This is a genomic window from Tessaracoccus yangjingae, assembly GCF_055326235.1.
Genome location: NZ_JBUZNN010000001.1, coordinates 526,149 through 539,050, shown reverse-complemented (window position 1 = coordinate 539,050; position 12,902 = coordinate 526,149). Strand labels below are relative to the sequence as shown.

Below are 12,902 nucleotides of genomic sequence, written 5' to 3'. Positions count from 1 at the left end.
TTATGCCGAGCCGGGCGAAACGCCCGGGCCTGAACGCCGCCGCCGGGGCAACGGCGGGCGGCCTCACGGTCAGTGGCCCGTGGGAGACTTGGCCGCATGACTGACCCCTGTGACGTCGCGATCCTCGGCGCCGGCTCGGCCGGCTACGCCTGCGCGCTGCGCGCCGCGCAACTGGGTCTGCGGGTCGTCCTGATCGACGACACCCCGCTGGGCGGCACCTGCCTGCACCGCGGCTGCATCCCGACCAAGGCGTGGCTGCAGGCGGCGAAGGTGCGGCGGACAGTGGCGAAGGCCCCGTCGTTCGGGATCGGGGCCACCCTCGGCGACACGGATCCGATCGGGATCAGGCGCTACGCCGGCGGCGTAGTCGGCGGCCTGCACCGAGGGCTCGAGGGGTTGATCGCCCAGCGCGGGATCACGGTGATCCGCGAACGGGGCACGCTCACCGTCGACGAGCGGGGTCCGGGCATCGAGACGGGCGCCGTGGTGCACAGGGCCCGCGCCGTCCTGGTGTCGACGGGGGCGGCGCCGGTGACGCTGGACCTCCCCGTCGACGGGACGCGGATCATCACCAGCGACCACGCCCTGAGGCTCGACGCCCTGCCGGAGCGCGCCGTCGTGCTCGGCGGAGGGGTGATCGGGGTGGAGTTCGCGTCGATGTGGGCAGACCTGGGTGTCGCGGTGACGCTGGTGGAGGCCACGGACCGGCTCCTGCCGTCCGAGGAACCCGGGCACTCGCGCATCCTGGCCCGCGCGCTGAAGGGCCGCGGGGTGGACGTGCGGCTCGGCGCCGCCGTCGAGTCCGCGGAGACCACCTCCGACGGGGTCGCGGTGCGGATCGGCGGCGAGACCCTGACCACCGACCTGCTGCTCGTGGCGGTCGGCCGACGGCCGAGCACCGACGGCCTGGGACTGGCGGAGTCGGGCGTCGAACTGACCGCCGGCGGACATGTGGTGGTCGACGACTCCCTCCAGACCCGGGTCAAGGGGGTCTTCGCCGCCGGCGACGTCGTGGAGGGGCCCCAGTTGGCCCACCGCGGCTACTCGCACGGGATCTTCGTGGCGGAGCGGATCGCCCACCTGCAGGGCAGGCACCCTGAGCGGCCCACCCTCCCCCGCGACACCGACATCCCGCGCATCACCTACTCGACCCCCCAGGTGGCCTCGGTGGGCCTCACCGCGGACCAGGCGGGCGCCGACGCCGAGGTGATCGACTACCACCTCACCGGCAATGGCCGCGCCCAGATCCTGCGGGCGCCCGGTGAGCGCGAGACCGGGGTGGTGCGGCTGGTCCGGCGCCCGGGCGGCGCCATCGTCGGCGTGCACGCGGTGGGCGACGAAGCGGCCGAGCTGATCGCCGAAGGCGGCCTGCTGGTGGGGTGGCACGCCACGCCCGAGGACCTCGCCGGGATCGTCCACCCGCACCCGACCCTGAGCGAGGCGATCGCCGAAGCGAACTGGGCACTGGCCGGGCGAGCACTGCACATGCACGGCTGAATCGCATATAGGCTGGGGCCAAATCGCGGTCTGCAAAGGAGCCATCTCACATGTCAACCGAAGTAACTCTCCCGGCGCTGGGCGAATCCGTCACGGAAGGCACCATTTCCCGCTGGTTGAAGGCAGTCGGAGACACCGTCGAAGCCGACGAACCACTGCTCGAGGTCTCCACCGACAAGGTTGACACCGAGATCCCCAGCCCCGCCGCGGGTGTCCTGCTCGAGATCCGCTTCCAGGAGGACGACGTCGCCGAGGTCGGCGCCGTGCTGGCCGTGATCGGCGAGGCGGGCGAGGGCGGCGCAGCCGCCGAGGCCCCTGCCGAGGAGCCTGAGCCTGAGCCCGAGCCGGTCCCCGCCGAGGAGAACGCGGAGGAGGAACCCGTCGAGGCCGAGCCCGAGGAGGCTCCCGCCGCCCCCGCGCCCAGCGCGCCGTCCGCGGCCGCGTCGTCGGCAGGCGTCGAGGTGACGCTCCCCGCCCTGGGTGAGTCGGTCACCGAGGGGACAGTGTCGCGGTGGCTGAAGGAGATCGGCGACACGGTCGAGGCCGACGAGCCGCTCCTGGAGGTCTCCACGGACAAGGTTGACACCGAGATCCCCAGCCCCGCCGCCGGAACGCTCCTCGAGATCCGATTCAAGGAGGACGAGGTGGCCGAGGTGGGCGCCGTCCTGGCCATCATCGGCGAGGCCTCAGCCGCGGAGGCCGCCCCCGAGCCCGAGCCCGCCCCGAAGGCCGAGCCCGCTCCGAAGGCCGAGCCCGCCCCCAAGCCGGAGCCCGCCCCCGCCCCGAAGCCCGAGCCCAAGCCTGCCCCGGCCGCTCCCGCCCCGGCAGCGCCGAAGGAGGAGCCCGCTCCCGCTCCCAAGCCGGAGCACAGCGCCGCCGTCGAGGCCGCCGTCGCACGACGCGCGGCCGAGGCGTCCGCGGACGGCACCTACGTCACCCCGCTGGTGCGGAAGCTGGCGAAGGAGCACGGCGTCGATCTGGCCAGCGTCAAGGGCACCGGCGTCGGCGGTCGCATCCGCAAGCAGGACGTGATCGAGGCCGCCGAGGCCGCGAAGGCCGCACCTGCCCCGGCCGCCGCACCGGCAGCCCCCGCGGCCGCCGCCCCGAAGGCTGCCCCCGCGGCCGCCCAGGTGCGCGGGACCACGGAGAAGCTGTCGCGGCTGCGCAAGACCATCGCGGCGCGCATGGTGGAGTCGCTGCAGGTCTCGGCCCAACTCACGGCCACCGTCGAGGTGGACGTCACGGCCGTTAGCTGGATCCGCTCCCAGGTGAAGGACGACTTCAAGAAGCGCGAGGGCGCCTCGCTGTCCTACCTGCCGTTCATCACGATGGCCGCCGTCGAGGCGCTCAAGCAGTTCCCGATCGTCAACGCCACCATCGACACCGAGGCCGGCACCGTCACCTACGCCGACGGGGAGCACATCGGCATCGCGGTGGACACCGAGAAGGGCCTGCTGGTGCCCGTCCTCAAGGACGCCGGAGACCTCAACCTCACCGGCCTCGCGAAGAAGATCGCGGACCTCGCGGCCCGCACGCGCGCCAGCAAGGTGATGCCGGACGAGCTGTCCGGTGGCACGTTCACCATCACCAACTACGGCTCGGCGGGCACCCTGTTCGACACGCCGATCATCAACCAGCCGCAGGCGGCCATCCTCGGCACCGGCGCGCTGGTCAAGCGGCCCGTCGTGGTGGAGGACCGCTTCGGCAACGAGTCCATCGCGGTGCGCCACATGATGTACCTGTCGCTCAGCTACGACCACCGCCTCATCGACGGCGCGGTCGCGGCCCGGTTCCTCTCCGCGGTGAAGGAGCGCCTGGAAGAGGGCGACTTCGGAGGAGAGTTCGGCGTCTGAGCCGTCTGACCGCCACGACGAAGGGGCGCCATCCTGCGGGGGTGGCGCCCCTCGTCGCGTACTGGGCATCCAGTTGAGCCGGAAATCCATGTCGCGATGCCTTTGATCGTTCAACACGCGCAATCCTGCGGTTGATGCCCGTTTCAGGCTCAACCCACGCCGTCGAGACGCGTGTCAGGCTCAACGCAGGCCAACCAGACGCGAGTCAGGCTCAACGGGGCCAAGCGTCAGAGGCGGCCGGCGGCGAGGCTGACGTGCAGGAGGGAGGCGGCCTCCGCGACGGAGTCGGGGAGGTGGTGGACCCCCGCGATCGCTGCGGACTGCGAGCCTCCCACCCACACCGACAGCGGCGGCGTCACCTGCGCCAGCGAGTCCACCACCTCCTGGGCGCGCTCGACGAACCGCTCCGAGGTGACACCGAGCACGGCCGCCCGGGCGCGACGACCATCGGCCGCTCGCACCCACTCCTCGACGGGGATGTCAGAGCCGAGGTAGACCACGTTGACCCCGCGACGGCGCAGGCAGGTGGCGAAGGTGAGCAGCGCGATCTGGTGCCGGTCCCCCGGGGGGAGGCCGACGAGCACCGTCGGGCCAGTGGCGGCCACGGGCGCGGCGTCGAAGGTCGCGGAGATGGCCCTCATCAGGCCGGCGCTGGCGAAGTGCTCCTGCGCGACGGTGAGCTCTCCGGCCTCCCAGGCCTCTCCGATGCGGACCAGGCTGGGCAGCAGCCATCCGTCGGCCACCTCCTCGAAGCTTCCGCTGGCGAACGCGCGGCGGAGCACCTCCGTCAGCCGGGCCGGCTCGAGCGAGGCGGCCGCGGCGACCAGTTCGTCGGCACCGGGCCTCTCGCCCAACCCGACTGGGCCGGCCGACGCCGACGGCGACCCCACCACCCCGGATCCGGGCAGCCCGCGCACGGTGTCTGCGGCCCGGGACGCGGGCACCCCGGCCTCGACGAGCGAGGCCATCTCCCGCAGCGCCTCCACCTGGTTGTCGTCGTAGAGCCGGTAGCCGCCGGGCGTGCGCGCAGGACTGACCACCGCATAGCGGCGCTCCCACACCCTCAGGGTGGCCTCAGCCACCCCGGTGAGCGTGGCCACCTGCTTGACTGTGTACATCGAAGATCCTCCCGGCGATGGGCCTGGACCTACGGTAGCAAACATTGGACAAACCTTGTGCAAGGCGTTGCGTCACGACGGACGAGACGCTATCGTCGACTCAAAGGTTAGACAAACATTGGACAATCATGATCGCTGACCACAGCTCCCCGAGATTGCGGGGCCGCGCCGCACCGCCCGACGAGGTGGTCCTCCTGGACGAGGATGGCATGCCCATCGGCACCGCAAACCGCGTGCGCGTCCACACCACGGACACGCCGCTGCATCTGGCCTTCTCCACCTACGTCTTCAACGCCCGCGGCGAGGTGCTGGTCACCCGCCGCGCGCTGGCAAAGAAGACGTGGCCGGGCGTCTGGACCAACTCCTGCTGCGGCCACCCCAAGCCCGGCGAGTCGCTCGAGGACGCGGCCCGCCGTCGCATCCGCGAGGAACTGGGCATGAGCGTTGGCCCGCTGGTCAGCCTCCTCCCCGAGTTCCGCTACCGCGCCGTCGACGCCTCGGGCATCGTCGAGAACGAGATCTGCCCAGTGTTCGCCGCCTTCGTCACGGACGAGCAGCCGGTGGCCAACCCCGACGAGGTGGCCGAGTGGGCATGGGTGCCCTGGGAGAACCTCACCGCCGCCATCACCGCCACCCCGCACGTCTACAGCCCGTGGGCCTCGCTCCAGGTCCCGCAGATCGCGACGGCGCACCCGGACGCGGCGTGGCGGCCGGCCCCTCCCACCGTCGACGTGGGTGCCGCGATCGCGGACGTGGACGCACTGCTGAGCGCCGAGGGCAACACCCTGGCCGTCGAGTGGCAGAGCTACGCCGGTGACCTCAAGCTCGACATCCTCGAGGCCGACCTCCCCCGCTGGCTGGGCGGGCTGCTCGTCGGGCACGGCAAGCGCCTGCGCGTGGCGCTGGCCTACTGGGGGTTCATCGCGGCCGGCGGCACCCACGGCTCCACCGGATACCGACACCTCATCCGCGCCGCCGCGGCCCTGGAGACGCTCCACCTGTTCGCGCTCATCCACGACGACGTGATGGACGAGTCGGACTCCCGACGCGGGCGCCCGTCCGCGCACGTCGCCGCGGCCGGCTGGCACCGCGACTGCGGCGGCTACGGCGACGCCGACGTCTTCGGCCGCAACATGGCGATCCTCCTGGGGGACCTGGCGCACACCGTCGCCGACCGCCTCGTCGACGGCCTCCCGGCCCCCCTGCGCGAGGTCTGGTACGCGCTGTCGGTGGAGCTGATCGCCGGCCAGCGGGCGGACCTCACCGGCGCCGCCGCCGGCCGGCGCGACCGAGCGCACGCCGAGCACATCGGACGCGCCAAGACCGGCCGCTACACCGTGGCGCGCCCGCTGCAGCTGGGCGCGACGGCGGCAGGGGCCTCCCCCTCCGTGGTGAGCGCGCTGATGGACTGCGGCGACCACCTGGGCCGCGCGTTCGCGCTGCGCGACGAGTACCTGGGCGTCTGGGGAGACCCCGAGGTCACCGGCAAGCCCGCCGGCGACGATCTGATGGAAGCGAAGGCCACCGTGCTGCTGTCACTCGCGGAGGATCGCCTCACCGGCGACGACGCCGCCCTCATCGCGCGCCTCGGCACGCCGGAGCTGGGCCCCACGGACGTGGACCGCCTCGCCGCCGCGATCCGGGACTCGGGCGTCGCCGCCGAGTTGGAGGCGATGATCGCCGACGCCGTCGACGCCGGCCTGGACTGCCTCAAGGCGCCACCACTGTCGGCGGCCGGCGTGGCCGGCCTGCGCGACGCCGCCTCTGCCCTCGCCTGGAGGGACGCATGAGCGGGCGCCGCACCCCCCACGTGGGCGGATCGCCGAAGCACGTCGCCGTCGTCGGCGCCGGCCTGTCCGGGCTCGCCGCGGCGATGCACTTGGCGGGCGCGGGCCACCGCGTCACGGTGCTGGAACGCGAGGCCATCCCCGGCGGCCGCAACGGCTCGTTGGAGAAGGACGGGTTCCGTTTCGACACCGGCCCCGTCGTGTTCACGATGGTCTCCCTGCTGCAGGAGGCGTTCGACGCCGTCGGGAAGCGCGTGGAGGACTACGTCGCCCTGACGCTGCTCGACCCGGCCTACCACGCCCACTTCCCCGACGGTTCCACCATGCTGGTGCGGCCGGGACATGAGGCCATGCGGGCGGAGATCGCCGCCCAGAGCGGGGCGAAGGACGCGGCCGCGTTCGACAAGTTCGTGGCGTGGCTCAAGCGGCTGAACGACGTCGAGCTCCCGCACTTCATCGACGCCAACTTCAACTCCCCCCTGAGCCTGTTCCGCTCGCCGCTCGCGGCGGCCGAGCTGATCCGGCTCGGCGGGTTCGGGAGGCTTGGCCCCGCCGTCGCCCGCCGGTTCGACGACGAGCGCCTGCACCGGGTGTTCAGCTTCCAGGCGATGTACGCGGGGCTGGCACCCGCCAAGGCGCTGGCGCTGTACGCGGTGATCACCTACATGGACTCCATCGAGGGCGTGTTCTTCCCTGAGGGCGGCATGCACGCCGTCCCCCGGGCCATGGCTGCGGCGGCCGCCGACGCGGGCGTCGAGTTCCGCTACTCGAGCCCCGCGGAGCGGGTGGAGCGCCGCGCCGACGGCTCGGCGGCCGGCGTGCGCCTGACAGGGGGCGAGGTGCTCGCGGCGGACGCCGTCGTGGTCACCGCGGACCTGCCCGTGGCCTACGAGCGGCTGCTGCCCGGCGTGCCCGCACCCAGGGTCGCGCGGACGGGGCGGTACTCCCCCAGCGCGCTGGTGTGGCACGTGGGCGTGCGCGGTGAGCTTCCCGAGGCTGCGGGCCATCACAACATCTACTTCGGGAAGGCGTGGGACGAGTCGTTCCGCGAGCTGCTCGACGCCGGCACGGCCATGACGGACCCGTCCCGCTTCCTGTCCGTCCCCTCCATCCACGATCCGGGCGCCGCCCCAGAGGGTTGCCACACGCTCTACTACCTGGAGCCGGTGCCCAACCTCCAGGTGGGGCGGCTCGACTGGGACGTCGAGGGCCCACGGCTGCGCGAGCGGATGCTCCGCTCGCTGGAGGAGATGGGCTACCCCACCGACATCGTCACCGAGGAGCTCGTCACGCCGGTGGACTGGCAGCGCCAGGGCATGGCGGCCGGCACGCCGTTCGCGCTCGCGCACACGTTCCCGCAGACCGGGCCCTTCCGGCCGAAGAACGTGGACCGGCGGGTGCCGGGGCTGGTGTTCGCCGGCTCGGGCACCACCCCGGGCGTCGGCATCCCCATGGTGCTGGTCTCCGGCAAGCTGGCGGCCGCCCGCGTCGCGGAGATGGGCCGATGAGCGCGTCGCTGGAGGCGGGCTACCGCCGGTGCGCCGAGCTCACCCGCGAGTACGGCACCACCTACTACTGGGGGGCTTTGCTGCTGCCCCGCTCCCAGCGCAAGGACGTCTACACCGTCTATGCGCTGTGCCGCCTGGCCGACGACATCGTCGACGAGCCCGACAAGGTGGACGCCGACGACGCCTCCGTCCCCCGCGACGGGACCCCGGACGAGCGGCTCGCCGCCTTCCGGTCCTCGTTCTTCGAGGCCCTGAGGCGCGGGACGGCGGAGCAGCCGGTGATGGCCGCCATCGTGGAGAGCATCAACCGGCGCGGCACGGACCCGGAGTGCTTCGAGCGCTTCTTCGACGCCATGGCCTCGGACTTCACCCGCGACACGTGGGCGACGTGGGAGGACCTGCGCGACGGCTACATGGAGGGCTCGGCGGCGGTGATCGGCGAGATGATGCTGCCCGTGCTGGAGCCCCTCACCCCCGAGGCGAAGGGCCCGGCGCGCGCGCTCGGGCAGGCGTTCCAGCTCACCAACTTCCTCCGCGACATCGACGAGGACCTGGACCGGGGCCGCGTCTACCTCCCCCAGGAGGACCTGGCCAGGCACGGCGCGGACCCGTGGCTCCGTCGGGTCACCCCCGAGTGGCGCGCGATGATGGCCGAGCAGGTGGCCCGGAACCGGGAGCTGTACGCCGAGGGGCTGCGTGGGCTCGACATGCTTCCCCCGGCGTCGCGGCGATGCGTCGGGACGGCGCTGGTGCTGTACAGCCGGATCCTGGACCGGATCGAGGCGGCGGACTACGACGTGTTCTCGGGCCGGATCCGGGTGCCGGGCCGGGAGAAGCTGGGCGTCGCTCTGCGGGCGCTTGCGGGGTCGCTGCCGAGGGTCAGCTTCGCAGATCGGGTCGCGCCCGCCGCGGGCTGAGGGGCCGACCCCGTCCGGCGTGGACAACGTTCCTTGTCGGCCAGCGTTTCTTAGGCTTCGAGGCCGCTGCGCGGCACCTCAGCCAGCGGGTGTGGGTCGAGGAGCGAAGCGACGAGCCTCGAAAGCCTAGGAACGTAGCTTGTCAGCTCACGTTCCCCAGGCCTCAGCGACGGGGCCAGCGGCCCAGAAGGCCCTCCATCGGCACGGTCCACAGGTCGTGGCCCTCGGCACCCCAGCCCTCGAGCAGCGCGTTGGCGGCGAGGAAGCCGGTGGTGGCGGCCCGCTCCATGAGCGCCACCGGGTAGTCGCAGCGCACCCAGTCCCCCGCCAGCACCAGCCGGGGCGACGGGGTGCGCACACCCGGCCGCTCGTTCCAGCGCTCGGGGCCGATGAGCGTGCAGTCGTCGCGCACCAGCACCTCGCGGTGCAGCACCCCCGCCGTGGCGGTCTCCGGGAAGATCCGGTGCAGTTCCGCCTCCAGCCTGGCCGCGACACCGTCAGCCGCCGCGACATCCACCACGGTCGACGGGTCCGCCGCGTAGGCGTGCAGCTCGACGACGGAGCCCCCGTGCTCCCGCGCCCAGTCGGCCGCGCCGCGCTCGAAGCGCTCCAGCACCGAGACGTTGTCCAGCGGGCCGTATCCGGAGGTGCCGACGAACGCCGGCCGCGACGCCTCCACCGGGCGGTCCAGCCACAGCCGCACCACCACGAAGGGCGGCGCGTTGACGGTGCCCGCCACGCGGCGCTGCCAGTTGCCCAGCGTGGGCCCGGCCAGGTCGGTGATGAGTTGCCGGCTGGTGCGGGGGTCCGCGGCCAGCACGACGGCGTCGACGGGGGTGGCCTCGCCGTCGACCACGACGGTGGCGGCGGCCTGCCCGATGCCGACGGCCTCGACGTGGGCGCCGGTGGTCACCTGGACGCCCAGGCCCTCGAGGTACCTGCCCAGCGGGGCCCACAGGACGGTGTCGTAGTCGTCGTCGGGCACGTCGAACAGGAGCCCCTCGGCGGAGCCCATGAAGTAGGTGTGGAACATGGCGACGAGCTCGCCCGCGCCGAACTGCGACGGGTCCGCGAAGAACGAGCGCGCGAACACCTCCAGGGCCAGGGCGCGCGCCTCTTCCGGGAAGCGCAGCCGGTCCAGGAACGCGGCGGCGGACTCGCCGTCGTAGGCGGAGTAGGTCTCCGGGAACTTCACCCGGAGCAGCTCCACCGCCGCCGGGACGTTGACCTTCGCGAGCGACCTCGCGGTGAACGCGGGGCTGCGCATCACGAACTGCATCACCGACCACGGCGGGGTGGTGGCCAGGCCCGTGAAGGAGTCGCGCATGCCGTCGGGCCGCTGGAGCGGGTAGTCGTCGATGGGCACCAGGTGCCGAAGCTCCGGGTCCACCCGGCGCAGGAGGCCCCGCAGGTTGTAGTACTGCCGGAAGAAGGCGTGGAAGCCGCGGCTCATGGTGCGGCCGTCGCCCAGCGGCCACGCCGCCACCCGGCCGCCGAGCCGGTCTGAGGCCTCCACGAGGGTGACCTGGACCCCCCGCTCGGCGAGTCCGGCCGCGGCTGCGATGCCGGCGATCCCCCCTCCGACGACGGCGGCGGTCCGCTGGTCGCGCACCTTCGCCGATCCCACGGGCCCGGGGTGCCGGACGGCTCGAGGGTCGCGGCCGGGGTACTGGCGCTGAGTCATGCATGCTCCTCTGGCTTGCGGGCGACGAACGTGTGCAGGATGCCGCGCTGCCATCCGGAGGCGGTGCGGTGGGCCACGTCGGTGAATCCTGCGCGGGTGAGACGGCTGGAGAAGCGGTCCACGGAGTCGAAGGCCGTCACGCTGCGCCAGAGGTAGCGGTAGAGGTCCACGTCGCGGTCCACGACGGCGCCCAGCGGGATGATCACGCCCCGGCACACCGCGTCCCAGACGCGCTCCGCACGCCGGTCGCCGGCCACGGAGTACTCCTGGACCACCAGCCAGCCGCCCGGCCGCAGGAGGGCGAACACCTCCGCCACGGCGCGGTCCCGGGCCAGCGGGGGGACGTTGCGGAACAGGTAGCAGGTGAGGATGCCGTCGCGGTCCCCGCCGACGGCGTCGAGGTCCAGGGAGCCGGCCACGGCCTGCGCGAAGCTCACCCCCGCCGGCCACTCCTTGCCGCGGGCCTCGGCCAGCATGCCGGAGGAGGCGTCGAGGCCGAGGATCTCGGCGTCCACCGGGGCAGCGCCCACCAGCGCCCGCGTCGAGGCGCCGGAGCCGCACGCGAGGTCGATGAAGCTGAGGCCCCGCCCGTCTCCCACCCGCTCGACGAGCGTGCCTGCCGCCCGGCGGAGCTCGCGATGGTAGCCAGGGTTGAGGGCCACCATGAGGTCGTAGTGGCCGGCGCCGCGGTCGAACGCCTCCGTCGTGGTCACGCTTCCGGCGCGATAGTGATCATGCATTCTGGCGGCCTCCCTTCACGAGACGGGTCATGGTCCTGACGGCGGTGAACGCGAGCGCGATGACCACCAAGGCGACGCCGAGGCGGGCGTAGGTGCGGCGGGGACGCGCCGGATCCACCTGGGCGGTGGCCTTCCGGACGGCCTCGTCGAAGCCGGTCCGCCCCCCTGGCGGGTCCCCGAGAAGGTCCGTTGCGTCGTCGTCGCGCTTGACGGCGTCATGGATGAGGCTACCGACCAACGGGCGCGCAATCCCGGAATCCACGGGAGTGACCAGCCCCACCCACAGGGAGGCGAGCCGCGGGGTCAGCACCGGCAGGGTGACCACGAACGGCGGCTGGAGCCCGGTGGCGGTGGCGTAGCGGTGCATCATCTCGACGTAGGTGAGCACCTCGTCCATGCCCACGTCGATGGCACGGTTGACCTCGGGCGGCAGCTCCGCGGCGCGGACGAGGTAGTGGATCACGTCGTCGACGGCGATGGGCTGGATCCGGTTGCGCAGCCACTTCGGCCCGACTGCGACGGGGAGCCGCTCGGAGAGGTGGCGCAGCATGTCGAACGAGGCCGAGCCCTCCCCCAGCACCACGCCGGCCTGGAGCACCGCCGTCGGCACGCCGGAGCCGAGCAGGATCTCCCCCACCTCCACCCTCGAGGCCATGTGCTCGGACAGCTCACCCTCGGGGTGGAGGCCGCTCAGGTAGACGATCCGGTCCACGCCGGCGGTCCGGGCGGCGGAGGCGAAGGTCGCGGCCAGCTCGCGGTCCCGCCGCCGGTAGTCGCCGTGGCCGTCCATCGAGTGGAGCAGGTAGTAGGCCACGGAGACGCCGTCGAGTGCGCTGAGCACGTCGTCGGGGTGGCTGGCGTCGCCGGAGACCACCTGCACCCGGTGGCGCCAGGACTGGTCCAGCCGCTCCGGCCGCCTGGCCAGGACGCGCACGGTCCACCCCGCGTCGAGGAGTGCGGGCACGAGTCGGGCGCCGACGTGGCCGGTGGCCCCGGTGACGAGCGCGGTACGGGTGGGCATGTCAGCCTCCAAGGGAGAGGATCGGCGGCAACAGGAACAGCATGCCCAGTGACCAGGTCAGGTGGGAGGTGATGGGTCCGAGGACCCCACCGGTGACCCGTCGCTGGGCGGCGGTGAGCGTGCCGAGGCACACGGCGGCGAAGGTGAGCAGCGGCACGCCGGTGAACAGGGTGGAGGCCGCGTACAGCGCCGTGGAGCCGATGGCGTTGAACCGGCGGTCCAGGGAGGCATAGACCGCGCCGCGGAAGAACAGCTCCTCGGCCACCCCGTTGACGGCGGTGATGAGCGCCACCAGCCACAGCGTGCCGAGCCGGGCGTGGTCGAGCAGGTCCTCCACCGGCGCGGCGAGCAGGGGGATGCGCACCACGACCAGCGCGCCCGCCACGAAGATCGCGAGCAGGATCAGGCCCAGCAGGAAGCCCTGCAGCACCCCCCGACTGCGGCCGCCGTCGCGCGTGCGGCCCTCACCGAGATAGAGGGGGCCGGACGCCAGGGCGCCGAGAATCCACAGACCCGCCACGCCGAGTGTCGCTGCGTAGAACTCGGGGGCGCCGGGCCGGATGTCGAGCGCCAGGCCGAGCGCCACCGCTCCCACCGCCACCGTCACGCCCACCACGATCCGGCGCCGGCGGCGCATTGCGGGCGTCTCGGTCCGGACGCGTTCGACGGGGTTGATGAGGGCCGCGGCCAGGAAGGCACGCGGTTCGTCGATGAATCGGCGCACGTCACCCTCCTTCTCCGGCCTCCCCCAGCCTAAAGGTTAGACAAAGTTTGAAC

At 72.9% G+C, this 12,902-nt stretch carries 10 protein-coding genes and 1 pseudogene; 6 read left to right on the top strand and 5 right to left on the bottom strand.

The window, feature by feature from the left end; all coding sequences use genetic code 11:
- The first annotated feature begins 96 nt into the window (after nt 1-96).
- On the top strand, nt 97-1,497 hold the full coding sequence (locus tag ACZK5D_RS02525) for an FAD-dependent oxidoreductase (protein WP_463664119.1): 1,401 nt from the start codon (nt 97-99) through the stop codon (nt 1,495-1,497).
- Between the two features lie 50 nt (nt 1,498-1,547).
- Nucleotides 1,548-3,350 carry a 2-oxoglutarate dehydrogenase, E2 component, dihydrolipoamide succinyltransferase gene (sucB, locus tag ACZK5D_RS02520; protein ID WP_463664118.1) on the top strand — a complete coding sequence of 601 codons (1,803 nt, stop codon included), beginning with the start codon at nt 1,548-1,550 and terminating at the stop codon, nt 3,348-3,350.
- Between the two features lie 227 nt (nt 3,351-3,577).
- On the opposite strand, the gene ACZK5D_RS02515 is transcribed toward sucB, so the two are convergent.
- Nucleotides 3,578-4,468, bottom strand: coding sequence for a MerR family transcriptional regulator (locus tag ACZK5D_RS02515; RefSeq protein WP_463664117.1), 891 nt, complete (start codon nt 4,466-4,468; stop codon nt 3,578-3,580).
- A 128-nt stretch (nt 4,469-4,596) separates the two neighbouring features.
- On the opposite strand from ACZK5D_RS02515, the pseudogene idi reads away from it, so the two are divergent.
- The 4 genes and pseudogenes from idi to ACZK5D_RS02495 form a co-directional block, all read left to right on the top strand.
- Nucleotides 4,597-5,166 (top strand): annotated as a pseudogene (gene idi / locus ACZK5D_RS02510) (isopentenyl-diphosphate Delta-isomerase); the annotation flags it as partial.
- Between the two features lie 33 nt (nt 5,167-5,199).
- Nucleotides 5,200-6,258, top strand: coding sequence for a polyprenyl synthetase family protein (locus ACZK5D_RS02505; protein ID WP_463664190.1), 1,059 nt, complete (start codon nt 5,200-5,202; stop codon nt 6,256-6,258).
- Nucleotides 6,255-7,763 carry a phytoene desaturase family protein gene (crtI, locus tag ACZK5D_RS02500; protein WP_463664116.1) on the top strand — a complete coding sequence of 503 codons (1,509 nt, stop codon included), beginning with the start codon at nt 6,255-6,257 and terminating at the stop codon, nt 7,761-7,763. The genes ACZK5D_RS02505 and crtI overlap by 4 nt, the downstream gene beginning before the upstream one ends.
- Complete coding sequence (locus ACZK5D_RS02495) at nt 7,760-8,680, top strand: phytoene/squalene synthase family protein (RefSeq protein ID WP_463664115.1); 921 nt, start codon at nt 7,760-7,762, stop codon at nt 8,678-8,680. The genes crtI and ACZK5D_RS02495 overlap by 4 nt, the downstream gene beginning before the upstream one ends.
- 163 nt (nt 8,681-8,843) lie before the next feature.
- On the opposite strand, the gene ACZK5D_RS02490 is transcribed toward ACZK5D_RS02495, so the two are convergent.
- The 4 genes from ACZK5D_RS02490 to ACZK5D_RS02475 are packed head-to-tail and all read right to left on the bottom strand — an operon-like array spanning nt 8,844 to nt 12,849.
- On the bottom strand, nt 8,844-10,364 hold the full coding sequence (locus ACZK5D_RS02490; RefSeq protein ID WP_463664114.1) for an FAD-dependent oxidoreductase: 1,521 nt from the start codon (nt 10,362-10,364) through the stop codon (nt 8,844-8,846).
- On the bottom strand, nt 10,361-11,104 hold the full coding sequence (locus ACZK5D_RS02485; protein ID WP_458994442.1) for a class I SAM-dependent methyltransferase: 744 nt from the start codon (nt 11,102-11,104) through the stop codon (nt 10,361-10,363). Before ACZK5D_RS02485 ends, ACZK5D_RS02490 begins: the two co-directional genes overlap by 4 nt.
- Entirely contained in the window at nt 11,097-12,125 is a 1,029-nt protein-coding gene (locus ACZK5D_RS02480) for an NAD(P)H-binding protein (protein WP_463664113.1), read from the bottom strand. Before ACZK5D_RS02480 ends, ACZK5D_RS02485 begins: the two co-directional genes overlap by 8 nt.
- Before the next feature lies 1 nt (nt 12,126).
- Nucleotides 12,127-12,849, bottom strand: coding sequence for a CPBP family intramembrane glutamic endopeptidase (locus ACZK5D_RS02475; protein ID WP_458994444.1), 723 nt, complete (start codon nt 12,847-12,849; stop codon nt 12,127-12,129).
- Nucleotides 12,850-12,902: the final 53 nt, after the last annotated feature.

Excerpts from the sequence above, each read along its gene's own strand:
- ACZK5D_RS02525 (WP_463664119.1), top strand. The coding sequence starts at position 97 with ATGACTGACCCCTGTGACGTCGCGATCCTCGGCGCCGGCTCGGCCGGC.
- sucB (WP_463664118.1), top strand. The coding sequence starts at position 1,548 with ATGTCAACCGAAGTAACTCTCCCGGCGCTGGGCGAATCCGTCACGGAA.
- ACZK5D_RS02515 (WP_463664117.1), bottom strand. The coding sequence starts at position 4,468 with ATGTACACAGTCAAGCAGGTGGCCACGCTCACCGGGGTGGCTGAGGCC.
- crtI (WP_463664116.1), top strand. The coding sequence starts at position 6,255 with ATGAGCGGGCGCCGCACCCCCCACGTGGGCGGATCGCCGAAGCACGTC.
- ACZK5D_RS02495 (WP_463664115.1), top strand. The coding sequence starts at position 7,760 with ATGAGCGCGTCGCTGGAGGCGGGCTACCGCCGGTGCGCCGAGCTCACC.
- ACZK5D_RS02490 (WP_463664114.1), bottom strand. The coding sequence starts at position 10,364 with ATGACTCAGCGCCAGTACCCCGGCCGCGACCCTCGAGCCGTCCGGCAC.
- ACZK5D_RS02485 (WP_458994442.1), bottom strand. The coding sequence starts at position 11,104 with ATGCATGATCACTATCGCGCCGGAAGCGTGACCACGACGGAGGCGTTC.
- ACZK5D_RS02480 (WP_463664113.1), bottom strand. The coding sequence starts at position 12,125 with ATGCCCACCCGTACCGCGCTCGTCACCGGGGCCACCGGCCACGTCGGC.